Below are 23,970 nucleotides of genomic sequence, written 5' to 3'. Positions count from 1 at the left end.
TCTGCCTCTCCAGAGCACGTCTTCTTCATCACCAGATGGTGGGCAACCCACCACGAACGGCAGTCGACCTGTGGCGGCTGCAGAGAGCGAACGACTATGCACATCCTCGACGCGGTTGACTCCGCCAACCTCCGCTCGGACGTCCCCGACTTCCGTGCCGGCGACACCGTCAAGGTGCACGTGAACATCATCGAGGGCACGCGCTCGCGCGTCCAGGTCTTCCAGGGCGTCGTCATCGGCAAGCAGAACGAGGGCATCCGCGAGACCTTCACGGTCCGCAAGGTCAGCTTCCAGGTCGGCGTCGAGCGCACCTTCCCGGTCCACTCGCCGGTCATCGACCACATCGAGGTCGTCAGCCGCGGCGCGGTCCGTCGCGCCAAGCTGTACTACCTCCGCGAGCTCCGCGGCAAGAAGGCCAAGATCAAGGAGAAGCGCGACAACTGACCCCGTCGCACGATCTTCACCGAGCTCCCCGCCCTGTACGATGGCGGGGAGCTCGGGCGGTTAAATTGACGAATGCATCCCTGCGGCGCCGTCTGCGCCGCCCCCGTCGTGACGACGACCGCAAGCGCGGCGTCGGCACGTTCCTGCGCGACGTGGTGGTCATCTTCCTCGCCGCTCTCCTCATCTCGTTCCTGATCAAGACGTTCCTGATCCGGTCGTTCTACATCCCCAGCGGGTCGATGGAGGACACGCTGCAGATCAACGACCGCATCATCGTCAACGAGCTCGTCCCCGACCTCGTCGACGTGAAGCGCGGCGACGTCGTCGTCTTCACTGATCCCGGCGGCTGGCTCGAGGGCACGGCCCCCGTCGCGCCCGCGTCGGGCGGTCCCGTCTCCGACGGTCTCTCGTGGTTCCTCACCCAGGTGGGCCTCGGCGCACAGGACAGCAACGACCACCTGATCAAGCGGGTCATCGGGCTGCCGGGCGACACCGTCGAGTGCTGCAACGACTACGGGCAGATGTCGGTCAACGGAGTGCCGATCAAGGAGCCCTACGTCACGTTGCCCCTGGGCGAGACGCGGGTGTCCGGCGACGACTTCTCCGTCACGGTGCCCGAGGGGTCCCTCTGGGTGATGGGCGACAACCGCTACAACTCGAAAGACTCCCGGTACAACCGCGAGACGCCGAGCCAGGGCTTCGTGCCGATGTCCGACGTCGTGGGTCGGGCCTTCGTGATCAGCTGGCCGTCGACGCGGTGGACGTGGCTCGGCGACTACCCCGACGTCTTCCGCGGCACCGAGCGCGACGGCGAGTGATGGCCGTCGCCGATCCCACCCTCGACGTCGAGCGCGAGCTGCACGCCCGTGGTGCCACCTGGGTGATCGGCTGCGACGAGGTCGGCCGCGGCGCCATCGCGGGCCCCGTCGCGGTCGGCCTCAGCGCCGTCCACGCCGAGTGCGGCGAGATGCCGCTCGGCCTGCGCGACAGCAAGCTGCTCAGCGAGAAGCGTCGCGAGGCGCTCTACCCCGTCGCCACCAGCTGGGTGCAGGCGCACGCGGTAGGGCTGGCCGAGGCGCACGAGGTCGACCGGATCGGCATCGTGGCCGCCCTCGGCCTCGCCGGTCGGCGTGCCCTGACCGCCCTCCACGAGGCGGGGGTGGGCATCATGAGCTCGGTCGTCGTCCTCGACGGGAACCACGACTACCTGTCACCGGCGCTGACGACGGTGCCCCGCATCACGACCCGGGTCAAGGCCGACCGTGACTGCGCCTCCGTCGCCGCCGCCTCCGTCATCGCCAAGGTCCACCGCGACCGCATGATGATCGAGGCCGACGAGGTGCACCCCGGCTACGGCTGGGCAGGCAACAAGGGCTACGGCTCGGGGGCTCACTACGCGGCCCTCGGCGAGCTCGGGCCGTCGCCCCTGCACCGCCTCACCTGGCTGCACTGAGACTCGACCGGCTGCGGTGACGAGTCCACGGCGTGCTGCCCGCCCGCAGCCGCGTAGGATGACTTCTCGATGGACGAGGACGAGTTCGAAGACTACGACCGTGAGGTCGAGCTCGCGTTGTACCGCGAGTACCGGGACGTGGTGTCGCAGTTCCGCTACGTCGTCGAGACGGAGCGGCGCTTCTACCTGGCCAACGAGGTCGATCTCGTGCGCCGCGACACCGAGCACGACTTCTACTTCGAGCTGACGATGACCGACGTCTGGGTGTGGGACGTCTACCGCTCCGACCGCTTCGTGAAGTCGGTCCGCGTGCTCACGTTCAAGGACGTGAACGTCGAGGAGCTGACGGCGCGCGACCTCGAGCTGCCCAAGGAGCTCGCACTCGACGAGTAGCTCGTCCCTCCCCAGCTGATCGGTGCCGGGCATCCGCCCCCAGGGCCCTGTCCCCGACCAGCGACCTCGACCCCACCCGCGGCACAGTCCGTGCAGGAGGTCGAGATGGCGAAGAAGGACGAGACGGGTCGGCACGGCGAGGTGCTCGCGGCCCGGTGGCTCGAGGACCACGGGCTGACCGTGGTCGAGCTGAACTGGCGGTGCCGCGAGGGCGAGATCGACGTCGTCGCGCTCGACGGCGACGAGGTCGTGGTCGTGGAGGTGAAGACGCGGCGCGGCATCGGCTGGGGCCACCCCCTCGAGGCGGTCACCGCGGTGAAGCTGGCCCGGCTGCGACGGCTTGCAGGCGCGTGGCTCGAGGCGCACCCCGGCGCGGGCAGGCGGGTGCGCATCGACGTCGTCGGCGTCGTCCTCGGCCGCGCCCCGGGCGACGACGAGATCTCGCACGTGCGGGGAGCCGGCGCGTGAGCGTCGGCCGCACGAGGGCCGTGTCCCTGCTCGGGCTCGAGGGTGCGCTCGTCGAGGTCGAGGCGGACATCGGCCCCGGCCTGCCGGCCTTCGTCATCATCGGGCTCCCCGACGCCTCCCTCGGCGAGGCTCGTGACCGTGTGCGGGCGGCGGCCACCAACGCCGGGTGCGCCCTCCCGGCGCGCAAGCTGACGGTCAACCTGTCGCCGGCGTCGCTGCCGAAGCACGGCTCGTCGTTCGACCTGGCCATCGCGATGGCGGCACTCGCGGCGTCGGGTCTCGTGTCGGCGCAGTCGGTGGAGGAGGCGGTCCACCTCGGCGAGCTCGGGCTCGACGGTCGTGTCCGGCCGGTCGACGGCGTGCTCCCCGCCGTCCTCGCTGCTCGCCGGGCGGGCATCCGCACCGTCGTCGTGCCCGCGGACGCGGTCGACGAGGCGTCGTTGGTGCCGGGCATCACCGTGGTCGGGGTCGCGAGCCTGCGCGAGGCGGCCATCCGGCACGGTGCCGACCTCGTCCCCGAGCTGGTCGACGCGATCCGCAGGCCACGGGTCGACGACCCTCGGCGGCAGGACATCGACCTCGGCGACGTCATCGGCAACTCCGACGCCGTGGAGGCGTTGGTCGTCGCCGCGGCCGGCGGTCACCATCTGCTCATGGTGGGCCCGCCGGGGGCAGGCAAGAGCATGCTCGCTGCACGTCTGCCGGGCCTTCTGCCCGACCTCGACGTCGACGAGGCGCTCGAGGTCAGCTCCGTCCGCTCGTTGTCCGGCAGGCCGGTCGACGGCGAGCTCGAGCGACGCCCGCCCTTCGAGGATCCCCACCACACGTCGAGCGCCGCGGCCATGGTCGGCGGCGGCAGCAGCGTGATCCGCCCGGGCGCCGTGACCCGGGCGAGCCGCGGCGTGCTCTTCCTCGACGAGGCCCCCGAGTTCTCGCAGTCCGTCCTCGACTGCCTCCGCCAGCCCCTCGAGTCCGGGCAGGTGGTGATCCACCGGTCGCGTGCCGTCGCTCGGTTCCCGGCCCGGTTCCAGCTGGTGGCCGCCGCGAACCCGTGCCCGTGCGGACAGCACGGCACCCGGGACGGCGACTGCGTCTGCACGCCGATCCAGCGGCGGCGCTACCACGCGAAGCTCTCGGGTCCGCTCGTCGACAGGATCGACATCCAGCTGCAGGTCGCCCGCATCAGCTCGGCGCAGTTCCGCCTCGCCGAGACGGCCGAGGTCGTCACGACGGCGGCGGCGCGGGCACGGGTCGAGGAGGCGCGGCGTCGGTCTGCCGCCCGGCTCGCCGACACCCCGTGGCGGCTCACCGCCGAGGTCTCGGGCACCTGGCTGCGGTCCCCGGGCCGCCGGCTCCCGCTCTCCGCGACCCGTCCCATCGACCGCGCCCTCGAGTCGGGCGCCCTGACCATGCGGGGCTACGACCGCGTGCTGAAGGTCGCGTGGACGCTCGCCGACCTCGACGCCGCCGACGTGCCGGGCCACGGGCACGTCGCCCGGGCGCTCGGCCTCCGGCGGTCGCTGTGAACGCGCTGCTCTCGGCCAGCACGGCCGACCTCGTCGACCTCGCCGCCGGGGTGCGGGCCGACGAGCCGTCCCGGTGCGACCCCGTCGACGCGTTCGGGCTGGCGGCCTGGAGCGGCGTCGCGTCCGACGGCGACGCCGCGGCGGGTGCCTGCCGTCGGGCCCTGGGCCCGGCCGTGTCGCTCCGGCTGGTGCTGGAGTCGCTCGCAGCGCGGCGCTCGGAGCTCGACCCCGGGGTCCTCGGGGCACGGATGGTCGCGGCCGGGGTCCCCGACGTCGACCGCCTCGAGCTGCACCGGGCGCTGAGCCGGTGGGCACCACGGGTCGAGGCCGCGACGGTCCGTGGCTGGTTCCGGTCCGCGACGGCCCTGGGCGTCCGCGTCGTGGTGCCGGGCGACGCCTCGTGGCCGTCGGCCCTCGACGACCTCGGCGACCACGCGCCCGCAGCCCTCTGGCTGCGAGGCGGCGGGCAGCTGCCCGAGACGCGGACCGGCGTGGCCCTCGTCGGGGCGAGGGCGGCGACGTCCTACGGCGAGCAGGTCGCCGCCGACCTGTCGAGCGGGCTCTCCGACCGCGGGCTCGTCGTGGTCTCGGGCGGCGCGTACGGCGTGGACGGCATGGCGCACCGAGCCGCCGTCGCGTCGGGTGCCGGCACGGTCGCCGTGATGGCGGGCGGGGTGGACCGCTTCTACCCGACCGGGCACGACGACCTGCTCCGTGCCGTCCTGCGCGACGGCCTCATGGTCTCCGAGTCGCCGTGCGGCACCATGCCCCACCGGTTCCGGTTCCTCAGCCGCAACAGGCTGATCGCCGCCCTCAGCGCCGCGGTCGTCGTCGTCGAGGCCGGTCAGCGCTCGGGATCGCTCAACACGGCCGGCCACGCGACCGCGCTGGGGCGTCCCGTCGGGGCCGTGCCGGGGCCGGTCACGTCGCCGCTCTCGGCCGGCTGCCACGCGCTGCTCCGCTCCGGCCTCGCGACGTGCGTCACGGGGCTGTCCGACGTCGTCGAGCTCGTGGGCGGCGAGGACGACCTCGTCGAGCAGGCCTGGCAGGCCGAGCAGCCCGTCGACGTCGGCCGCGTGCAGGACGCCCTGAGCACGCGGGTCGAGCGCAGCACGGACGAGGTCGCCGCCGCCTCCGGCCTCTCGGTCGCGACGGTACGGACCCTCCTGGCCGAGATGGAGGCCGACGAGCTGGTGGAGCGACGGCCTGCCGGGTGGCGCCGTCGTCCCGCCCCGCGACGTGGGTAGCCTGGCCCCGTGCGAGCGACGACGGACAGCGGGCTCGGGGCGCACGGGTCGACCGGGGCCTCCTGCGACGGGCGGGTCAGGCCGTGACGCGCCTCCTCGGCGACGTCGAGCGGTTCCTCGCGCACCTCCGTGACGGGCGGGGCCTGAGCGAACACACGGTCCGCGCCTACGCGTCCGACCTCGACGCCCTCGACGCCCACGCCGCCGAGCAGGCAGGCCGGCCGCCGGTCACCGCCGACCTCGACCTCGAGCTGCTGCGCGACTGGCTGTGGCGCTCGACCGAGTCGGGGCTCGCCCGGACGACCCTCGCACGACGGGCCTCGAGCGCACGGGCGTTCACGCGCTGGCTGGACGAGACGGACCGCACCGCCGCCGACGTGGGCGTGCGGCTCCGCGCCCCGAAGCCCGAGAGCCACCTGCCGCGCGTCCTCACGTCGCCGCAGATCGACGGCGTGCTGCGGTCGCTGGCCGTCCGCGCCGACACGGCCGACCCCGGGGCCCGACGCGACCTCGCCGTCGTCGAGCTGCTCTACGGGTCAGGCCTGCGCGTGTCCGAGCTGGTGGGCACCGACGTCGGCGACCTCGACCTCGAGCGGCGCACCGTGCTCGTGACGGGCAAGGGCGCCAAGCAACGGGTCGTGCCCTTCGGGGTGCCCGCGGCAGAGGCGCTCGACCGCTGGCTCACGCTCGGGAGGCCGGCGCTCGCTGCGGCGGCCCCCGCCGACCCGGCCGGAGGCGACGACGCGCGCCGAGCGGCGTTCCTCGGGGCGAGCGGAGCGCGGCTCGGCACCCGCGCCGTGCACCGGCTCGTCGCGGGGCTGCTCGCCGACCTGCCGGGCGGCGGCCCGGCAGGCCCGCACGCGCTGCGGCACACCGCGGCGACCCACCTGCTCGACGGCGGTGCCGACCTCCGCGCCGTCCAGGAGCTGCTCGGACACGCCAGCCTGGGGACCACGCAGATCTACACCCACGTGTCGACCGAGCGGCTCCGCGAGAGCTACCGGACGGCCCACCCGCGGGCCTGACCCGCCGACTCGTCGTCCACCCCGCCCCGTCGACCCGCCCCCGTCCACACGGCCGATCGCCCGGACGGCCGCTCGCCCGCACGGCCGACCGCCCGCACGGCCGACCGCCCGCACGGTCGGCGCGGTCACCCGGGTCGACGTGTCGGCAGCAGCACCGACGGCCGTCCGAGCCCGAGCATCAGGAGCGGCGACACGTACTCACCGTCGATCCGCGCTCCGAGGTGGACGCACTCGACGTCCGGGCAGTGCCCCGCCTGGACCGTCCCGACGACCTGCCCGCGCACGACGGTCTCGCCCGCGGCCAGCTCGCTGACCACGGGCTCCAGGCTGCTGAGCACGCCGTCGGCGTGGCGCAGCGACAGCACGGGACGATCGACCACCACGCCCGCGAAGTGCACGACGCCGTCGTCCGGCGCCGTCACGGCCGAGCCGGTCGGCGTGCCGACGTCGATGCCCCGGTGCCCCGGAGACCAGCGGTGCTCGGGCGCCGTGAAGGCCCGGACGACAGGGTGCGGCGCGGCCGCCGGCCACGACCACGGCACGGCTGGCGCCGACGACGTCCCGGCCGTCGTGCCGGTCGACGTGGCGCTCGCCGTGACGTCGGTGCCCGGGACGGGCACGAGCAGCAGCGCCGGCAGCGCGACCAGCAGGCCGAGGAGGCGGCGGAGGCGGGGGAGGGGGCGGCGCGGCCGGGTGCGACCGCGGCGACAGGCGGTGTCCATCGTGGGACTCTGCCGAGCGTGCACCGATCCCGCACCGGGCGTACTGTTCACGCGTGCACGAACACCTGTGCACGACGGATGTGGGGGAGCGAGGACACGAGCCCGCTCCCCGAGCAGTGGAACGGAGACCCAGTGTCGAACGCGGCGCGATCACCAGAGACGACGAAGAGCCTGAACAGACGGGTGACGGCTCTCGCGGTCGCCGCGGCCGTCGGCGGCTTCCTCTTCGGCTTCGACTCGTCAGTCATCAACGGAGCGGTCCAGAGCATCACCGACGAGTTCGGGCTCACCGAGTTCGCCTCGGGCTTCGCTGTGGCCTCGGCCCTGATCGGCTGTGCGATCGGCGCGTACGTCGCCGGCCGTCTCGCCGACAAGATGGGCCGCATCAAGGTCATGCTCATCGGCGCGGCCCTGTTCCTCATCAGCTCGATCGGCGCCGCGTTCGCCTTCGCGGTCTGGGACCTCGTCCTGTGGCGCGTCATCGGCGGCCTCGGCATCGGCATCGCCTCCGTGATCGCTCCGGCGTACATCTCCGAGGTCTCGCCGAAGGCGATCCGGGGTCGGCTCGCGTCGTTCCAGCAACTCGCCATCACCCTCGGCATCTTCGTCGCCCTGCTCTCGGACCAGCTCTTCGCGGTCACCGCGGGAGGCGCCTCCGAGCCGTCGCTCTTCGGCCTCGCCGCGTGGCGCTGGATGTTCCTCGTCGGCATCGTCCCCTCCGTCGTCTACGGCTTCCTCGCCTGGCGACTGCCCGAGTCGCCGCGCTACCTGGCCGGCGAGGGGCGGGAGGACGAGGCGAAGGACGTGCTGAAGAGCATCGTGCCCGCCGAGACCGTGGACACGAGCCTGAAGGAGATCACGGACTCCATCGCCACCGAGGCCGCCCTCGACAAGAAGTCGAGCATCCGCGGCACGAGGTTCGGCCTGCAGCCGATCGTCTGGGTCGGCATCATCCTCGCCGTGCTGCAGCAGTTCGTCGGCATCAACGTGATCTTCTACTACTCGACGACCCTCTGGCAGGCCGTCGGCTTCCAGGAGAGCGACTCCTTCACGATCTCGACCATCACGGCCGTCGTGAACGTCGTCGTCACGTTCGTGGCGATCGGCCTCGTCGACAAGGTCGGCCGCCGCCCGCTGCTGCTGGCCGGCTCGATCGGGATGTTCGTCAGCCTCGCCGTCACGGCGATCTCGTTCAGCCAGTCGGTCGTCGACTCCAGCGGCGACCCGCAGCTGCCCGGTGCCTGGGGCCCGGTCGCGCTCGTCGCGGCCAACCTCTTCGTCGTGTCGTTCGGCGCCACCTGGGGCCCGCTCATGTGGGTCCTGCTCGGCGAGATGTTCCCGAACAGCATCCGTGCGACGGCGCTCGGCGTCGGCAGCATGGCCAACTGGATCGCCAACTTCATCGTCACGGTGTCGTTCCCGTCGCTCGCCGCCGTCAGCCTCACGCTGTCGTACGGCATCTTCGCGGCCTTCGCCCTCATCTCGTTCTTCTTCGTGCTCGCGAAGATCCCCGAGACGAAGGGCCGCAGCCTCGAGGAGATGGGCGTGTCCGCGGTCGAGTCGGGCTCCGGCAAGCCCGCCAGGGGCGCCCGCGCCTGATCTCTGGCATCATCGACGAACGCCCTGTCCGGCTCCGGGCGGGGCGTTCTCGCTGTGGAAGGACGTTCTCATGAGCCACGCCGACGACTCGACCCCGGTCGAGCCTGCCGACGGACCCTCGACGGAGGGCGCGACCGCGGTCGCGTCCCGGGACCAGGAGGCGCCCTCCGGCGCCTCGAGGAAGCGTGCGTTCGCCCCGTGGGTCTTCTGGCCCGCGGCCGCGATCATCCTCGCGTTCGTGGTGTTCGCCATGCTGTTCCCCCAGATCGCCGAGGGGCTGTTCGGTGCCGTCCAGTCCGGCATCGTCGGCGCCTTCGGGTGGTACTACGTGCTGCTGGCCGCGGTCTTCGTGGTCTTCGCGCTCTGGATGGGGCTCAGCCGCTACGGCGACATCAAGCTCGGGAAGGACGACGACGAGCCCGAGTTCTCGCGCGGCTCCTGGCTGTCGATGCTCTTCGCCGCGGGGATGGGCATCGGCCTCGTCTTCTACGGCGTCGCCGAGCCGCTCAGCCACTACGCCAGCCCCCGGCCGGGCGTCACGGGCAACGACAACGAGCTCGCCGGTCAGGCCCTCAGCCAGACCTACCTGCACTGGGGCGTGCACGCGTGGTCGATCTACATCGTCGTCGGCCTCGGCATGGCCTACGCGATCCACCGTCGGGGCCGCCCGGTCTCGATCCGCTGGGCCCTCGAGCCCCTGCTCGGCGACCGCGTCAAGGGCGGCTGGGGAAACCTGATCGACGTGGTCTCGGTCGTCGGCACCCTCTTCGGCGTCGCCACGTCGCTCGGCCTCGGCGTCCTGCAGATCTCGGCGGGCCTCTCCGCCGCCGGCATCGCCGAGCCGACCATCGTCGTCCAGGTGGTCCTGATCGCCGCCATCACGGGCGTCACCATCTTCTCGCTCGTCAGCGGCGTCACCAAGGGCATGAAGTGGCTCTCGAACATCAACATCGTGCTCGCCGCGCTCCTGCTCGTCTTCGTGCTCGTCAGCGGACCCACCCTCTTCCTCCTGCGCGACTTCGTGCAGTCGCTCGGCGCCTACCTGCAGAACGTCGTCGGGCTGACCTTCACCGTGAGCGCGTTCTCCGGCGCCGAGGGCGAGGCCTGGCAGGGCAGCTGGACGACCTTCTACTGGGGCTGGTGGATGTCGTGGGCGCCCTTCGTCGGCATCTTCATCGCCCGGATCTCGAAGGGGCGCACCGTCCGCGAGTTCGTCACCGGCGTCCTCGTCGTCCCCACGATCCTCACGTTCCTCTGGTTCAGCGTCATGGGCGGCGCGGCGCTCTACCGCGAGGTGTTCGGCGGGGGAGGCCTGGTCTCGGCCGACGGCTCGGTCGACACCGAGGGCGCCCTGTTCGAGATGCTGCAGGGCCTCCCGGGCGGCTCGATCGCCGTCTTCGGCGCCATCCTGCTGATCGGCCTGTTCTTCATCACGTCGTCCGACTCGGGCTCGCTCGTGCTCGGGATGATCTCGACCGGCGGCGACACCGAGCCCAAGACCTGGGTCCGCATCTTCTGGGCCGTCGTCACCGCGCTCGTCGCCATCGCCCTGCTGCTGACCGGTGGCCTCGACGCCCTGAAGACCGCGGCGATCATCACGGCGCTGCCCTTCAGCGTCGTGATGATCGGCATCTGCGTCGCGACCTTCCGGGCCTTCGACGACGAGCACCGCAAGTTCCTGCGGGCCCAGCGCCGGCAGTTCCGGGACAGCATCGGCGACCACTTCGGACTCGAGGAGGCGGCCCACCCGAGGCGTCGTCCGCTCGGCTTCCCGAGGCGCCGAGCCCGCTGAGCCGCCGGGGCTCGCGTCCCCGCCGTCGGGCGCCCGCAGGGGCGTCCCGGAACACGACCCGCAGGGGCGTCCCGCATCGTCGGGGCGCCCCTCGTCGGTGCTACCATGAGCGTGCAGCCTGCTCAGCAGGCTGACTTCGCGTGCCCGTGCGTCTCGACGCACCTCGCCCTCGCAGCTCAGTTGCCCCGCAGCTCGGCCGCCCGTGGCGTGACACCGGCCTCCGCATCCACTCGGTCCGATCGTGCTCCGGCACGGGCGGCGGATGCGTGCCCGGGCACCAGGCAGCGGCGGCCGTCCGGCCGCCCAGACAACCGACAACAGGCTCGCGTCCGCGCGTGCCGCACGAAATAGGAGAACGACCATGGCCGTCGTCACCATCCGCCAGCTGCTCGACAGCGGCGTCCACTTCGGACACCAGACCCGCCGCTGGAACCCGAAGGTGAAGCGATTCATCCTCGCCGAGCGCTCCGGCATCCACATCATCGACCTGCAGCAGTCGCTCGGCTACATCGACCAGGCGTACGACTTCGTCAAGGAGACGGTCGCCCACGGCGGCACCGTCCTCTTCGTCGGCACCAAGAAGCAGGCCCAGGGCTCCATCGCCGAGCAGGCGAACCGCGTCGGCCAGCCCTTCGTGAACCAGCGCTGGCTCGGTGGTCTCCTGACCAACTTCCAGACGGTCTCGAAGCGCCTCGCCCGCATGAAGGAGCTCGAGGACATCGACTTCGACGACACGACGCAGGGCTTCACCAAGAAAGAGCTCCTGATCAAGAAGCGCGAGCTCGACAAGCTGCACAAGACGCTCGGCGGCATCCGCAACCTGACCAAGACGCCGTCCGCCCTCTGGGTCGTCGACACCAAGAAGGAGCACCTCGCGATCGACGAGGCCAAGAAGCTGGGCATCCCGGTCATCGGCATCCTCGACACGAACTGCGACCCCGACGAGATCACCTTCCCGATCCCTGGCAACGACGACGCCATCCGCTCCGTCGGCCTGCTGACCCGCATCGTCGCCGACGCCGCCGCCGAGGGCCTGGTGCAGCGTCACCAGAAGCCGGAAGACGCTGACGCTCCCGTCGAGCCCCTCGCCGAGTGGGAGGCCGAGCTGCTCGCCCAGGGCGAGGCGAAGGCCGCCGAGTCGGCTCCCGCCGAGTCCGCGCCCGCCGCCGAGACGCCCGTCGAGGCCGTTCCCGTCGAGGAGAACGACGCCGACGCTCAGGTCGCCGAGAAGCCCCTGGGCGAGCCGGTCGTCGAGCCCGTCGCCGAGCCCCGCGACGAGACCGCTGCGGAGCCGGCCGACGCCGACGCCGCTGCGGACGCGAAGTAGAACCCCCCACCTCCCCCTTCCGACTCCACGAAAGGAAGTCAGACAATGGCGAATTTCTCCGCCGCTGACGTGAAGACCCTCCGTGACCGCCTCGGCGCGGGCATGATGGACAGCAAGAACGCACTCGTCGAGGCCGATGGCGACATCGAGAAGGCCGTCGAGATCCTGCGCGTCAAGGGACTGAAGGGCGTCGCCAAGCGCGAGGGCCGTCAGACCACCGCGGGCCTCGTCGCCGCCAAGGCGTCGGGCGGCTACGCCACCCTGATCGAGCTCGCCAGCGAGACCGACTTCGTCGCGAAGAACGAGAAGTTCATCGCGCTGGCCGACTCCGTGCTCGAGGCCGTCGCGGCCTCCGGCGCGAAGGACGCCGCCGAGGGCAACGCCGCCGCGATCGGCGGCCAGACCGTCGAGGCCTTCGTCAACGACGAGGCCGCGCTCATGGGCGAGAAGGTCGAGCTCCGCACGGTCGCCCGTGTCGAGGGCACCGAGTTCGCGATCTACCTGCACAAGACCTCGAAGGACCTGCCCCCGCAGGTCGGCGTGGTCGTGGGCTACACCGGCTCCGACGCCGAGACCGCTCGCTCGGTCGCCCAGCACGTGGCCTTCGCCGCGCCGACGTACCTGTCGCGCGACGAGGTCCCCGCCGAGGACGTCGCCAAGGAGCGCGCCATCGTCGAGGAGACCGCGAAGAACGAGGGCAAGCCCGAGGCCGCCCTGCCGAAGATCATCGAGGGTCGCCTGACCGGCTTCTTCAAGGAGATCGCCCTGCTCGACCAGGCCTACGCGAAGGACAGCAAGCTGTCGGTCGCGAAGGTCGTCGAGCAGGCCGGCATCGAGATCCAGGGCTTCGCCCGGATCAAGGTCGGCGCCTAGCCAGCCACGGGACGGGGTCCGGGACGCACGCGTCCCGGACCCCGTTCGTGCGCCCGCCGCCGTCCCGGCCCGTCGAGGCCGAGGAGGTGCGCGCCGGGCACCAGACGATCGGGCACCTGCGCCGCGACTCGCTACCCTGGCTACGGCCACGACACGAGGGAGACCCCACATGACGACAGACACCACCACACGACGACGCGTCCTCCTCAAGCTCTCGGGCGAGGCCTTCGGGGGCGGGCAGCTCGGCGTCAACCCCGACGTCGTCGGAGCCATCGCCCGCGAGATCGCCGAGGCCGCGAAGGACGTCGAGATCGCCATCGTCGTCGGCGGCGGCAACTTCTTCCGCGGCGCCGAGCTGAGCCAGCGCGGCATGGACCGGGCGCGGGCCGACTACATGGGCATGCTGGGCACCGTCATGAACGCCCTCGCCCTGCAGGACTTCCTCGAGCAGGCCGGCGCCGCCACGCGCGTGCAGAGCGCCATCGAGATGACCCAGGTCGCCGAGCCGTACATCCCGCGCCGCGCGGAGCGCCACCTCGAGAAGGGCCGCGTCGTCATCTTCGGCGCGGGCGCGGGCCTGCCCTACTTCTCGACCGACACCGTCTCGGCGCAGCGCGCGCTCGAGATCGGGGCCGCCGAGGTGCTGGTCGCGAAGAACGGCGTCGACGGCGTCTACTCGGCGGACCCTCGCCACGACCCGTCCGCGGTCAAGCTCGACCGCCTCACCTACCAGGAGGCGCTGGTCCAGGGCCTGAAGGTGGTCGACTCGACCGCGTTCAGCCTCTGCATGGACAACGGCATGCCGATGCACGTCTTCGGGATGGAGGGCGACGGCAACATCGCCCGCGCCATACGGGGCGAGCGCATCGGGACCCTCGTCAGCAACTGACGACTAAGCTCGACGACGAACCAAGGGAGCATCGTGACGATCACTGACGTACTGACCGAGACACGCGAGAAGATGGACCGGGCCCTCGAGTCGGCCAAGACGGACTTCGGGCAGGTGCGGACTGGGCGGATCAACCCCAGCCTGTTCCAGAAGATCCCGGTCGACTACTACGGGACGCCGACGCCGCTGGCGCAGCTCGCGTCGCTGCAGGTGCCCGAGGCGCGCACCATGATCGTGACGCCGTACGACAAGTCGGCCCTGAAGGAGATCGAGAGGGCCATCGCCACCTTCCCGAACCTCGGTGCCAGCCCGACCAACGACGGCACGCTCGTCCGCGTGACGATCCCCGAGCTGACGCAGGACCGTCGCAAGGAATTCGTCAAGATCGTCCGCGGCAAGGGCGAGGACGCCAAGGTCCAGATCCGCAACGTCCGACGCAAGTCGAAGGAGTCGCTCGACGCGCTCAAGACCGAGGTCGGCGACGACGAGGTCGCGCGCGGCGAGAAGGAGCTCGAGGCGGTCACGAAGGGCTACATCGACCAGATCGACGACGCCCTGAAGAAGAAGGAAGCCGAGCTGCTCGAGGTCTAGATGAGCGACGCTCCCGACGGCGCACGTCCCGACGAGTCGGTGCCGACACCCAAGACCACCCTCGGCAGCCGTCGCGCCGACTTCGACGCCAGGGCGCAGGCCGCACGGCACGACCTCGAGAGCCAGATCCGCAGTCGCCGTGCCCAGCTCGGTGCCCGCAACGAGAAGCTGACGGCCCGCACGGGTCGCAACCTCCCCGCAGCCATCGCGGTGGGCGTCGGGCTCGGCGCGGCCGTCCTGCTGAGCCTGATCTTCGAGCCGGCGTTCTTCATGATCGTCGCCGGCGCCCTGATCGGGTCGCTGTGCTTCGAGCTGACGAGCGCGCTCCGCTTCGCCGGGCGCGACGTGCCGCGCCTGCCGAGCGTGCTGGTGGGCCTGGCCATGGTCCCGCTCTCCTTCGTCTTCGGGGTGCAGGGCCAGTGGCTCGGCCTCGTCGGCGGGGTCCTCGTCGTGTCGCTCTGGCGCGTGGCCGAGCTGGTGCGTCCCTCGCACCGCAAGCCCGCCTCCGTCGTCTGGCGTGACATCGGCGCCGGCGCGTTCGTGCAGATCTACTGCTCGTTCCTCGGCAGCTTCATGCTCGTCCTCGCGGCCGAGCCGAACGGGGCGAACTGGACCCTGGCGACCCTCATCATCGTGATCGCCGTCGACACCGGCGCGTACGCGACCGGTCTCAACTTCGGCAAGCACCCGATGGCGCCCCGCATCAGCCCCAAGAAGACCTGGGAGGGCTTCGCCGGGTCCGTCGCCGCGAGCCTGATCGCGGCCGTGCTCACCTCGTGGCTGATGCTCGACGAGCCCTGGTGGTTCGGCTTCGTGCTCGGCGGGGTGATCATCGTCACGGCGACGATCGGCGACCTCTCCGAGTCGCTGATCAAGCGCGACCTCGGCATCAAGGACATCAGCACCTGGCTGCCCGGCCACGGCGGGTTCCTCGACCGCCTCGACAGCACGTTGCCGTCCGCGGCGGCTGCCTACGCGCTCTACCTGCTGGTCGCCTGACCCGGCGGAGGGTCCCACCGTGGGCCCGCGAGGTCGATGCGGCATGATGGACGGCGTGAGCTCAACTTTCCCCACGGTGCCCAAGGGCCAGCGCGGCTACGACGTGTCCGAGGTCGAGGCGTTCCTCGCCGAGGCTCGAGCCGCCTACACGGGCGGTGCCGAGGCGGCGTCGCCGGTCGACTCGGCTCGCATCCGCCGGACCGCGTTCGCGATGCGGAAGGGCGGCTACTCCCCGGCGCACGTCGACCAGGCGCTCGAGCGCCTGGAGGACGCCTTCGCGAGCCGCGAGCGTGACCGGGCGGTGACCGCCGCGGGCGACGAGGGCTGGTACGGCGAGGCGCGCAGCGCGGCCGAGGAGATCGTGGCGAGGCTCGACCGCCCGGTGGGCCACCGGTTCGACCGTGTGAGCGTGCTGACCGTCGGCTACCACCCGAAGGACGTGGACCGTCTGGCACGGCGACTGCAGGGCTACTTCAGCGACGGCAAGGCCCTCAGCATCGACGACGTCCGAGGAGCGGTCTTCCGCGCCCGGCGCGGGGGGTACCGTGAGGCCCAGGTGGACGTACTCCTAGACGCCGTGGTCGACGTGATGCTCGCCGTCCGCTGACGGAGGTCCCGCGCGGCTCGGCGACCGGCCCGTCCACGACGCGCCAGGGAGGGCCCTGGCCGATCCGTGACGGATCCGTTACCCTGGACGGACTCATGGGCAGGCACTCAGCGAACGCGACCACGGGCCACTCTCTCTCGGAGCAGCGGCTGGTCGTCAGTCGACCCCGCACGATCGAGAGGCGACGAGTCCCCGCCTCGCTCGTCGCGCCTCCTGCGTCACCGCCGGCCCGTGCGCCTCGTGCCTCGGTCGGGCGCCGCTACGCGTTGCCGCTGGTCGGCTTCGCCGCGACCTTCGCCTTCCTGTCCGCGTCTCTCGTGAACCCGCTGTCAGGTGCCGAGGCGGCGACGACGAGCGTAGGAGGCGCCGCCGCGTTGGTGGCACCGGGCCAGTCGTTCGTCGTGGGTGCCGGCGTCGTCCTGGCTGCTGACCGCGACCAGTACGGCGTCACCCTCCCGCCGCCTCCGCCGCCGCCCCCCGCGCCGGTCGTCGAGGAGGCCTCCACGGACGAGCCCGCTGCCTCAGCCTCGTCGTCGGGCAGCGCGAAGAAGTCGTCGTCGTCGGGTGCCGCGCCCGTGGCGGGCGTTCCTGACCCGGGCACAGCCAAGGCCATCGCCGCCGAGATGGTGGCCGCACGCGGCTGGGGCACCGGCGAGTACGATTGCCTGGTCTCGTTGTGGCAGAAGGAATCGGGCTGGAACATCAACGCCCACAACAAGTCCAGCGGGGCGCACGGCATCCCGCAGGCCCTGCCGGGCAGCAAGATGGCCTCGGCCGGTGCTGACTGGCAGACGAACCCTGCCACGCAGATCACCTGGGGCCTCGGCTACATCCAGGGTCGCTACGCGACGCCGTGCGGTGCGTGGGGCCACTCGCAGTCCGTCGGCTGGTACTGAGCCCAGGCCGCTGGCCGTCCGGCTACGCTGGACGTCATGCCCCGCAGCAACCGCCCGCGTCGTCCGCGCGACCGAGCGGAGCGGAACCGTGCAGAAGAAGTCCGCGACGGGCGTGATCTCGCGCGCTCCCTCTTCGGCGGTCCACGGACCGAGACGCGACGCGGGCGTGAGTTCGTCGTCCAGTCGGTGTCCGCCTCCTCGGCGGTCAAGGAGTACACCTGCCCTGGCTGTGCCCTGACGGTCTCCCCGGGCACGCCCCACCTCGTCGTCTGGCGTGCCGACGGGCTGTTCGGCGAGCAGGACGACCTCGCCTCGCGCCGACACTGGCACACCCACTGCTGGAGGATCTCATGACCCTGCCCTCTGCCTCGGCCTCTCCCGTGGACGTCCGCGGCGGCGTCGAGCTCCCGGCCCGCCGCTCCGACGTCGAGCTCCGCACAGCGGACGGGCTCACCCTGGTGGGCGAGCTCGCGCTGCCGCTCGACCGCGACCCGGTCGCCGCCCTCGTCACGCTGCACCCCCTGCCCACCGCCGGCGGATTCATGGACTCGCACGTGATCAGGAAGGCCGCGGCCCGGCTGCCGGCGCTGGCCGACGTCGCCGTCCTCCGCTTCAACTTCCGCGGCGTCTCGTCGCCCCGGGGGCGTTCCGAGGGGGCGTTCGGAGAGGGCGAGGCCGAGGCTGCCGACCTGAGGGCGGCCGTCGCCCTCGTCCAGGGCGCCGGCCTGCCCACGCCGTGGCTGCTCGGCTGGTCGTTCGGCACCGAGGTCGCGCTCAAGCACGGCCGCGGGGTCGACGTCGCGGGGCTCCTCCTGCTCTCCCCGCCCCTGCACCGCACGACGGACGCCGAGCTCGCCGCCTGGAACGACTCCGAGGTGCCGATCGTCGCCGTCGTCCCCGAGCACGACGACTACCTGCAGCCCGAGGAGGCGCGGGCACGGTTCGCCGCCGTGCCCCGCGCCGAGGTCGTCGCGGTCGAGGGCGGCAAGCACCTCTGGGTGGGCGAGAAGCAGACGTCGAGGGTGCTCGACGAGATCGTGCGGCGCGTGGCGCCCGGTGCGCTCCCGCTGCCGACCACGTGGCCTCCCTCGGAGGGCGAGCAGGGCGTCTCCTAGGGGAGCCCCGCCGACGGCTCGTCCGCGGCGGGTCCTGCCCTCAGCGCGCGTCCTGCCGGGGCACCACGACCTGCCGGATGATCAGGAGTATCGAGGCGGCGACCGGGATGGCGATCAGCGCCCCGAGCACGCCCAGCAGGGTGCCGCCGGTGAGCGCGGCGATGACGACGACGACCCCCGGGACCTTGACCGCACGGCGCATGATGCGAGGGCTGAGGACGTAGGCCTCGACCTGCATGTAGACGAGGTACCAGATGGCGGCGGTGACCCAGGTCGCGGGGGAGTCCGGCAGCAGCACGATCTGCGCGAGCACGATGATGGCCGACCCGCTGATGGTGCCGACGAGCGGGATGATCGAGCCGAGGAACGCGATGAAGGCGAAGACCGCCGGCTGCTGCGCCCCGATGGAGCTGAGGAACACGAAGCTGAGGACGCCGTTGATGGCGGCGAGCGTGAACTGGCCGATCACGTACCGGCCCACCGACTGGCTGATCTGCTCGGCGATGTCGGCGAACCGCACGCGCTTGGAGGCGGGGACGAGCTGGTAGATGCCGGCCTTGAAGGTGTTGATCGACGAGGTGAAGTAGAGCACGAGGATGACCACGACGACCGTGGCGAAGACCCCGTTGCCGATGGCCACGCCCACGGCCAGCACGCCGCCGCCGATGGTGACGACGTTGTCGGGGTTCGTGAGGAAGTCGAGGACCGAGTCGAGCGCCTGCTGGACGTCGAAGAAGTTCTGGGGCACCAGCGCCTGGAGGTTGTCGACGAACTCCTGCGTGGTGACGCTCTGCAGGTACGTGACGAGGCTCGTGATCAGCGTCGTCGCCTGGCTGACGATGACGGGCACGATCGCGAAGACCACGCCGACGAAGGCGCCGATCGCGACCGTGAAGACGACGACGATCGCGAGCCAGCGCGGCACCGAGCGGTTCTCCAGCCAGGACACGACCGGGTCGAGGCCCAGGGCGATGAAGATCGCGGCGCCCACGTAGGTGAGGATCGTCGACAGCTCGCTGAGGGCGCCCCCGATGACGAGGGCGGCGATGACGCCGAGGCCCGCCAGCAGCCCGAGGCGGAACGGATCGTGGATCTTCACGCGGGCAGCTCCTGTCGACGACCGGTGCGCCGTTCAGCCCGACGCCACCGACTGCCTACTCTGACGCACCCTGTGCCTGCGGGGCCAACACGGCGCGCAGGTTCTCGAGGTACCCCGCGACGGCGTCGCGTTCCTCCCGGATCTCGGCGAGCCGGCGCTCGGCGTCGTCCGTGAGCTCGGCGGACCGGCGCTCGGCGTCGTCGACCAGGCTCGCGGCGCGCTGCTCCGCGTTCGTGAGGACGTCGTGCGCCGTGGCGTCCGCCTCGGACCGGACCCTGCGGGCGTGCTCGTGCGACGTGCGCTCCAGCTCGTCCGCCTCGCGTCGGGTCTCGACGGCGCGCTGACGCGCCTCCTCGAGCTGCCCCGCAGCGTCGTCGAGGTAGCCCTGCGTCTCGGCCACCGCGGCGTGGTGCCGCTGCACCAGCTCACGCTCGGCCTCGTCGCGTCGGGTGCGCAGCTCCACCTCCGCGTCGCTGCGGCGCTCCACGAGCTCCCGGGCGAGCTCGGCGACGGCGGTCTCGCGGTCGGCGACGAGCCTCGCCTGCTGGGTCGCGACCTCGGCCGCGAGGCGCACGCGCTGCGCCTCCTCGTCGTCGACCAGCTGCGCCTGGCTCTCGGCCACCTCGGCGTCGAGGTCGGCCCTCGCGTTGACCGTCTCGGCCTCGACGACGGCCCGCGCCTCGCCCGCCTCGCGCTCGAGCCGGTCCCGCTGCTGCTGCACCTCGCGCTCGAGGCGCTCGTGGGTGGCGGCGACCTCGGCGGAGAGGGCGTCTCGAGCCGTCGTCAGCTCGTGCTCGAGGTCGGCCCTGGCGGACTCGACCTCCCTCCTCGCCGCGAGGCGCGCCTCCTCGACCTCGCGCTCCAGGGCGGCGCGCGTCTGCGCGACGTCCGCGTCGAGCTCTGCCCTGGTGACCGCGACGTGCTCCGCGAGCTCCGCACGGCCGGTGTCGACGTCGTCGTCGAGCTCGGCACGGGCGGCCTCGACCTCCCGGGCGAGGTCGTCCCGTCGGGTGGCCACCTCGAGCTCGAGGTCGGCGCGGGTGGTCTCGTCGAGGCGCGCCAGCTCGGCGCGGACCGTCTCGGACTCGCGGGCGAGGTCGGCGCGCACGCGCTCGTCCTCGGCGACGAACTCGGCTCGTGCCAGCTCGGTGTCCCGTGCCAGCGCCGCGGCGCCGTCCCGGGCGTCGGCGACCTCGCGCTCGACCTGGGCCCGCAGCTCGGCGACCTCGCGCTCGGCCGTCGCGTGCAGGGCGGCGACCTCGTGCCGTGCCGTGCTGACGTTCTCGGCCGACTCGGTGGCCGCGGCGCCCCGCATGGCGGAGGAGTCGCGCTGGGCCTCCTGCAGCAGCGAACGCGCCTCGCCGCGCGCCCTGGCCACCATGCGGTCGGCCTCGCCGGTGCTCTCGGCGACCTGGGCGGCGGCCCGGCCCCGGGCGTCCTCGAGGAGGGCGTCGGCGCGCTCCCGGGCGTCGGAGAGCACCCGGCGTGCCTCGCTCGTCGACGAGGTGCGGAGCTCCTCGGAGTCGATGTCGGCCTTGCTGACGAGGGCGGTCGCCTGCTCCTCCGCGAGCCGGAGGGTCTGCTCGAGCTTGCTGCCCAGCCCGGCGTAGGTGGGCGTGCCGGCCTCCTCGAGCTCCGTCTGCAGGTCGTCGAGGCGCGTCTGCAGCTGCTTGACGGACCCTGCCATCTCGGCACGGTCGGCGTTGGCCTTGATCAGCTCGCGACGGAGGTCCCCGAGGGCCGCGTCGACGTCGTCCTTGCGGTAGCCGCGCAGCTCGGTCCCGAATTCCGTGTCGTCAGCAGCCACTGTGTCTCCCTCGCGTCCGTGGCGGACACTGCTCACGTGCCCGGCGCGACGATTTTAGCGGCCGGAGGAGGGCGTGACGGTCCCCGAGGAAGGCCGGGGTGCGGCACTCAGGCTGGTCGGATACGCTGAGCCGTCTTAAATACCCGCCGCCGTGCCCGGCCTCCCGGCCAGGCCCGCGCGAGCTCCGACGGCGTCTGCCGCGGCGCTCCCACCCGACCGGGATGGCGGCACGGAGGGAGAAAACAACGTGCGTTTCATCATCGCTGTCGTCGTCGTCGTGCTCGCGGCGCTGATGGTGGCCCTCGGGTTCGCCCAGCGCACGGTGTTCGCGCCTCCGTCGAGCGTCTCGTCCTCGGTGTCGACCAGCTCCTCCGAGGCGACCGTCACCGTCGTCCCCGCCAGCGCCCTGCACGGGCACGACGGCCGCCAGACCGTCTCGATCGACGGAGCCGACACGGTGTTCGCGGCCACCGGCCGCACCTCCGACGTGCTCGGCTGGGTCGGCGACGCCGACTACAACCTCGTCGAGTGGGACGCGGACGCGGGCGAGCTGACGACCCGCACCGTCGCCGGCGACGAGACGACGGTGCCCGACCCGGCCGACTCCGACCTCTGGTACGACCAGTACAGCGGCAGCCCCCTGACCTTCTCCCTCGACGCGCCCGACGACGTGTCCCTCGTCGTCGTCTCCGACGGGACCGAGCCCGCCCCGGCCGACGTCGCGGTCACCTGGCCCCTCTCGACGGCGACCCCGACCGCCGGCCCCCTGATCGTCGGCGGACTGGTCACGCTCCTGATCGGCGTGCTGCTGTACATCTGGGCGATCGTGCACCACCGCCGGACCCGCGGCCCCCGCCGCACCTCCAGCGACGGCTCGCGCCCGAAGCTCTCCCGGCCGTCCCGCCGCCGCGCGCTCAAGGCGGGGACCCCCGAGTCGATCGACGCCTCGGCGTCGTCCGGCATGCGTCGAGGCCGGACGCGTCGGTCGGTCGCCGTCGTGCCCGTCCTCCTCGTCGGGTCCCTGGCCCTCGCCGGCTGCTCCGCGGACTACTGGCCGGCCCCCGCCGAGGGCGCGAGCTCGTCCGCGACGGCGACCCCGACAGCCACCCCGACCGACGGCGCCGACGCCGAGGACGACGCCCCGAGCGTGCAGCCCCCGGTCGTGACGGTCGCCCAGGCCGAGCGGATCGTCGAGCGCATCGCGGCGGTGGCGGCGCAGGCGGACGGTGCGCTCGACGCCGCGCTGGCCGAGACGCGGTTCACCGGTCCCGCCCTCCAGCAGCGCCAGGCCGACTACGTCATCCGGGCGAAGGACGCCGCGGCCGCCGGCCCCCTGGCCATCCCCGCCGGCGACGTCACCCTCACGCTGCCCCAGCAGTCCGACACGTGGCCGCGCACCCTCTTCACGGTCGTCCAGGACGCCGACGCGACGAAGGCGCCCGTCGCCCTGACTCTGCTCCAGGAGACGGCTCGCGACCCGTACAAGGTCGAGTACGCCCAGTCGCTGGAGGCGCAGGCCACCCTGCCGACCGTCGCGCCCGCCACCATCGGGGCCGCGAGGCTCGCACCGGACGTCAAGCTCCTCACCCTGCGGCCGGACCAGCTCGCCGAGGCCTACGGCGACATCCTCCGCAACGGGGACGAGAGCCAGTGGGCACCGCAGTTCCAGGGCGAGGGCGACACGCTGCGGGACAAGATCGGCAAGGCCTACAAGGACGCGAAGCGGACGGCCCTGCCGACCACCGCCTCCATCGAGTTCTCGTCGTCCCCCGTCGAGGACGACGCGGTGGCCTTCGCGACGAACGACGCCGGGGCGCTCGTCTCGGTGGCGCTGAACGAGGTCGAGACGGTCAAGCCGACCGCCGAGGGCGCGAGCGTCGAGCCGCAGGGCGTCGTCAAGTCCCTGCTCGGCCTCGACACGTCCAAGAAGGGCATCGAGGCGACCTACGGTGTCCAGTTGTTGTTCCAGGTGCCTCCCGTGGGCAGCGACGACAAGATCGTCCTGCTCGGCTTCAGCCAGGCACTCATCCAAGCGAAGGAGCTGCCGTGACCGGCCTTCCCCCCGTCCCCGCCGGCCTCCGAGGGGCAGTCGACCTGTCGTCCCTCGTCAACCGGCCCGCACCGTCCGCCGCCGGCGCTCCTGCGCAGCCGACGGCACCCGGCCAGTTCGCCGGCGCCCCGGGCGCCGCCGTTGCGGTCCCCGCGCTCGTCGTCGACGCGACCGACGCGACCTTCTCCCAGGTGCTCGAGCTGAGCAACACGGTCCCCGTGATCGTCGACCTCTGGGCCGAGTGGTGCGGGCCGTGCAAGCAGCTCTCGCCCGTCCTCGACAAGCTCGTGGCCGAGTACGCCGGCCGCCTGCTGCTCGTCAAGGTCGACGTCGACGCGAACCCCCAGCTGACCGAGGCGTTCCAGGCGCAGTCGATCCCCGCGGTGGCGGCCGTCATCGGCGGTCGGCCCGTACAGCTGTTCGTGGGCGCGTTGCCCGAGGCCCAGGTGCGCGACGTGTTCGAGCAGGTGCTCGAGCTGGCCGCCCAGAACGGCGTCACCGGGACGGCCGTGGTCGACGGCGCCGCGGCCTCCGCGGACGGCGAGACGCCCGAACCCGAGCCCGAGCCCCTGCCGCCGCACCACCAGGACGCCTACGACGCCATCGACCGGGGCGACTACGACGCGGCGATCACCGCCTACCGCACGGCCATCGCGCAGGACCCGCGCGACCAGCTGGCCGTCGCGGGCCTCGCCCAGGTGTCGCTGATCGCCCGCCTGCAGGGCGTGACGATCGCCGACGTCCGCGGCGCGGCCGCTGCGGCTCCGACCGACGTCGACGCCCAGCTGGCGGTCGCCGACCTCGACGTCAGCGGTGGCCACGTCGACGACGCCTTCGACCGCGTGCTGACGGTCTTCCCGTCGCTCGACGCGGCCGGCAAGGACGCAGCCCGCACCCGCCTCCTCGACTACTTCGAGATCGTCGGCCTGGACGACCCCCGCGTCGCCGCCGCCCGGCGTCGGTTGACGATGCTGCTGTACTGATCCGCAGCGTGCACGAAGGGCCCCGACGACCAGGTCGTCGGGGCCCTTCGTGCATGTCGCCCCGG

The 23,970-nt window shown here is 72.4% G+C and carries 24 protein-coding genes; 21 read left to right on the top strand and 3 right to left on the bottom strand.

The window, feature by feature from the left end; translation table 11 throughout:
* Positions 1–96 precede the first annotated feature (96 nt).
* From rplS to IFT77_RS03665, 8 genes are all read left to right on the top strand, one after another.
* The gene (rplS, locus tag IFT77_RS03700) at positions 97–444 is read left to right on the top strand and encodes a 50S ribosomal protein L19 (protein WP_043596315.1); all 348 of its coding nucleotides are present in this window, start codon (positions 97–99) and stop codon (positions 442–444) included.
* Between the two features lie 65 nt (positions 445–509).
* Positions 510–1,262: a signal peptidase I gene (gene lepB, locus IFT77_RS03695; RefSeq protein WP_371740912.1), complete on the top strand. Its 753-nt coding sequence runs from the start codon at positions 510–512 to the stop codon at positions 1,260–1,262.
* On the top strand, positions 1,262–1,897 hold the full coding sequence (locus tag IFT77_RS03690; protein ID WP_192041986.1) for a ribonuclease HII: 636 nt from the start codon (positions 1,262–1,264) through the stop codon (positions 1,895–1,897). Before lepB ends, IFT77_RS03690 begins: the two co-directional genes overlap by 1 nt.
* A 69-nt stretch (positions 1,898–1,966) precedes the next feature.
* On the top strand, positions 1,967–2,290 hold the full coding sequence (locus IFT77_RS03685) for a DUF2469 domain-containing protein (RefSeq protein ID WP_123546435.1): 324 nt from the start codon (positions 1,967–1,969) through the stop codon (positions 2,288–2,290).
* Between the two features lie 105 nt (positions 2,291–2,395).
* A complete protein-coding gene (locus IFT77_RS03680) occupies positions 2,396–2,758 on the top strand; it encodes a YraN family protein (RefSeq protein ID WP_192041985.1) in 363 nt (120 codons plus the stop codon).
* Positions 2,755–4,284 carry a YifB family Mg chelatase-like AAA ATPase gene (locus IFT77_RS03675; protein WP_192041984.1) on the top strand — a complete coding sequence of 510 codons (1,530 nt, stop codon included), beginning with the start codon at positions 2,755–2,757 and terminating at the stop codon, positions 4,282–4,284. The genes IFT77_RS03680 and IFT77_RS03675 overlap by 4 nt, the downstream gene beginning before the upstream one ends.
* A complete protein-coding gene (dprA, locus tag IFT77_RS03670; protein ID WP_371740911.1) occupies positions 4,281–5,531 on the top strand; it encodes a DNA-processing protein DprA in 1,251 nt (416 codons plus the stop codon). Before IFT77_RS03675 ends, dprA begins: the two co-directional genes overlap by 4 nt.
* A gap of 83 nt (positions 5,532–5,614) precedes the next feature.
* On the top strand, positions 5,615–6,556 hold the full coding sequence (locus tag IFT77_RS03665; protein ID WP_371740910.1) for a tyrosine recombinase XerC: 942 nt from the start codon (positions 5,615–5,617) through the stop codon (positions 6,554–6,556).
* Between the two features lie 125 nt (positions 6,557–6,681).
* Here the strand turns inward: IFT77_RS03665 and IFT77_RS03660 are convergent, their stop codons facing one another.
* Positions 6,682–7,278: a M23 family metallopeptidase gene (locus IFT77_RS03660; RefSeq protein WP_192169232.1), complete on the bottom strand. Its 597-nt coding sequence runs from the start codon at positions 7,276–7,278 to the stop codon at positions 6,682–6,684.
* 78 nt (positions 7,279–7,356) lie between these two features.
* Between IFT77_RS03660 and IFT77_RS03655 the strand changes: the two genes are divergently transcribed.
* The 11 genes from IFT77_RS03655 to IFT77_RS03605 all read left to right on the top strand — a co-directional run bounded on the left by IFT77_RS03655 (position 7,357) and on the right by IFT77_RS03605 (position 17,966).
* Entirely contained in the window at positions 7,357–8,877 is a 1,521-nt protein-coding gene (locus IFT77_RS03655) for a sugar porter family MFS transporter (RefSeq protein ID WP_192041981.1), read from the top strand.
* A gap of 70 nt (positions 8,878–8,947) precedes the next feature.
* A complete protein-coding gene (locus tag IFT77_RS03650; RefSeq protein ID WP_192169231.1) occupies positions 8,948–10,669 on the top strand; it encodes a BCCT family transporter in 1,722 nt (573 codons plus the stop codon).
* Positions 10,670–11,030: 361 nt separating this feature from the next.
* The gene (gene rpsB / locus IFT77_RS03645; protein ID WP_192169230.1) at positions 11,031–11,996 is read left to right on the top strand and encodes a 30S ribosomal protein S2; all 966 of its coding nucleotides are present in this window, start codon (positions 11,031–11,033) and stop codon (positions 11,994–11,996) included.
* Between the two features lie 45 nt (positions 11,997–12,041).
* Positions 12,042–12,869, top strand: a complete 828-nt coding sequence (tsf, locus tag IFT77_RS03640; protein WP_192169229.1) for a translation elongation factor Ts — start codon at positions 12,042–12,044, stop codon at positions 12,867–12,869.
* Positions 12,870–13,038: 169 nt separating this feature from the next.
* A complete protein-coding gene (gene pyrH, locus IFT77_RS03635) occupies positions 13,039–13,758 on the top strand; it encodes a UMP kinase (protein ID WP_192042350.1) in 720 nt (239 codons plus the stop codon).
* Between the two features lie 72 nt (positions 13,759–13,830).
* Positions 13,831–14,349, top strand: coding sequence for a ribosome recycling factor (gene frr, locus IFT77_RS03630; protein ID WP_197980542.1), 519 nt, complete (start codon positions 13,831–13,833; stop codon positions 14,347–14,349).
* Complete coding sequence (locus tag IFT77_RS03625; RefSeq protein WP_192169228.1) at positions 14,350–15,348, top strand: phosphatidate cytidylyltransferase; 999 nt, start codon at positions 14,350–14,352, stop codon at positions 15,346–15,348.
* 46 nt (positions 15,349–15,394) lie between these two features.
* Positions 15,395–15,955: a DivIVA domain-containing protein gene (locus IFT77_RS03620; RefSeq protein WP_197980541.1), complete on the top strand. Its 561-nt coding sequence runs from the start codon at positions 15,395–15,397 to the stop codon at positions 15,953–15,955.
* A gap of 95 nt (positions 15,956–16,050) precedes the next feature.
* Complete coding sequence (locus IFT77_RS16695) at positions 16,051–16,851, top strand: lytic transglycosylase domain-containing protein (RefSeq protein WP_244638385.1); 801 nt, start codon at positions 16,051–16,053, stop codon at positions 16,849–16,851.
* A 36-nt stretch (positions 16,852–16,887) separates the two neighbouring features.
* Positions 16,888–17,205, top strand: a complete 318-nt coding sequence (locus tag IFT77_RS03610) for a hypothetical protein (protein ID WP_192169227.1) — start codon at positions 16,888–16,890, stop codon at positions 17,203–17,205.
* The gene (locus IFT77_RS03605; protein WP_192169226.1) at positions 17,202–17,966 is read left to right on the top strand and encodes an alpha/beta hydrolase; all 765 of its coding nucleotides are present in this window, start codon (positions 17,202–17,204) and stop codon (positions 17,964–17,966) included. Before IFT77_RS03610 ends, IFT77_RS03605 begins: the two co-directional genes overlap by 4 nt.
* Positions 17,967–18,006: 40 nt before the next feature.
* Here the strand turns inward: IFT77_RS03605 and IFT77_RS03600 are convergent, their stop codons facing one another.
* Both IFT77_RS03600 and IFT77_RS03595 read right to left on the bottom strand, forming a co-directional pair.
* Positions 18,007–19,065 (bottom strand): AI-2E family transporter, encoded by a 1,059-nt coding sequence (locus IFT77_RS03600; RefSeq protein WP_192041975.1) that lies wholly within the window; start codon positions 19,063–19,065, stop codon positions 18,007–18,009.
* Positions 19,066–19,120: 55 nt separating this feature from the next.
* Positions 19,121–20,872 carry a hypothetical protein gene (locus tag IFT77_RS03595; RefSeq protein ID WP_192169225.1) on the bottom strand — a complete coding sequence of 584 codons (1,752 nt, stop codon included), beginning with the start codon at positions 20,870–20,872 and terminating at the stop codon, positions 19,121–19,123.
* Between the two features lie 247 nt (positions 20,873–21,119).
* On the opposite strand from IFT77_RS03595, the gene IFT77_RS03590 reads away from it, so the two are divergent.
* Both IFT77_RS03590 and IFT77_RS03585 read left to right on the top strand, forming a co-directional pair.
* Positions 21,120–22,922 (top strand): hypothetical protein, encoded by a 1,803-nt coding sequence (locus IFT77_RS03590; RefSeq protein ID WP_192169224.1) that lies wholly within the window; start codon positions 21,120–21,122, stop codon positions 22,920–22,922.
* A complete protein-coding gene (locus tag IFT77_RS03585) occupies positions 22,919–23,905 on the top strand; it encodes a tetratricopeptide repeat protein (protein WP_192169223.1) in 987 nt (328 codons plus the stop codon). Before IFT77_RS03590 ends, IFT77_RS03585 begins: the two co-directional genes overlap by 4 nt.
* The last annotated feature ends 65 nt before the right edge of the window (positions 23,906–23,970 follow it).

The organism is Frigoribacterium sp. CFBP 13729, from assembly GCF_014841875.1.
Classification (GTDB): domain Bacteria; phylum Actinomycetota; class Actinomycetes; order Actinomycetales; family Microbacteriaceae; genus Frigoribacterium.
Note: the sequence above shows the minus strand (reverse complement) of the source record. Positions and strands in the feature narration are given on the sequence as shown.

Bases quoted from the DNA above. Each gene is read 5' to 3' on its own strand.
- rplS (WP_043596315.1), top strand. From the start codon at position 97: ATGCACATCCTCGACGCGGTTGACTCCGCCAACCTCCGCTCGGACGTC.
- IFT77_RS03690 (WP_192041986.1), top strand. From the start codon at position 1,262: ATGGCCGTCGCCGATCCCACCCTCGACGTCGAGCGCGAGCTGCACGCC.
- IFT77_RS03685 (WP_123546435.1), top strand. From the start codon at position 1,967: ATGGACGAGGACGAGTTCGAAGACTACGACCGTGAGGTCGAGCTCGCG.
- IFT77_RS03680 (WP_192041985.1), top strand. From the start codon at position 2,396: ATGGCGAAGAAGGACGAGACGGGTCGGCACGGCGAGGTGCTCGCGGCC.
- IFT77_RS03660 (WP_192169232.1), bottom strand. From the start codon at position 7,278: ATGGACACCGCCTGTCGCCGCGGTCGCACCCGGCCGCGCCGCCCCCTC.
- IFT77_RS03655 (WP_192041981.1), top strand. From the start codon at position 7,357: ATGTGGGGGAGCGAGGACACGAGCCCGCTCCCCGAGCAGTGGAACGGA.
- IFT77_RS03650 (WP_192169231.1), top strand. From the start codon at position 8,948: ATGAGCCACGCCGACGACTCGACCCCGGTCGAGCCTGCCGACGGACCC.
- rpsB (WP_192169230.1), top strand. From the start codon at position 11,031: ATGGCCGTCGTCACCATCCGCCAGCTGCTCGACAGCGGCGTCCACTTC.
- tsf (WP_192169229.1), top strand. From the start codon at position 12,042: ATGGCGAATTTCTCCGCCGCTGACGTGAAGACCCTCCGTGACCGCCTC.
- pyrH (WP_192042350.1), top strand. From the start codon at position 13,039: ATGACGACAGACACCACCACACGACGACGCGTCCTCCTCAAGCTCTCG.
- frr (WP_197980542.1), top strand. From the start codon at position 13,831: ATGGACCGGGCCCTCGAGTCGGCCAAGACGGACTTCGGGCAGGTGCGG.
- IFT77_RS03625 (WP_192169228.1), top strand. From the start codon at position 14,350: ATGAGCGACGCTCCCGACGGCGCACGTCCCGACGAGTCGGTGCCGACA.
- IFT77_RS03620 (WP_197980541.1), top strand. From the start codon at position 15,395: ATGGACGGCGTGAGCTCAACTTTCCCCACGGTGCCCAAGGGCCAGCGC.
- IFT77_RS16695 (WP_244638385.1), top strand. From the start codon at position 16,051: ATGGGCAGGCACTCAGCGAACGCGACCACGGGCCACTCTCTCTCGGAG.
- IFT77_RS03610 (WP_192169227.1), top strand. From the start codon at position 16,888: ATGCCCCGCAGCAACCGCCCGCGTCGTCCGCGCGACCGAGCGGAGCGG.
- IFT77_RS03605 (WP_192169226.1), top strand. From the start codon at position 17,202: ATGACCCTGCCCTCTGCCTCGGCCTCTCCCGTGGACGTCCGCGGCGGC.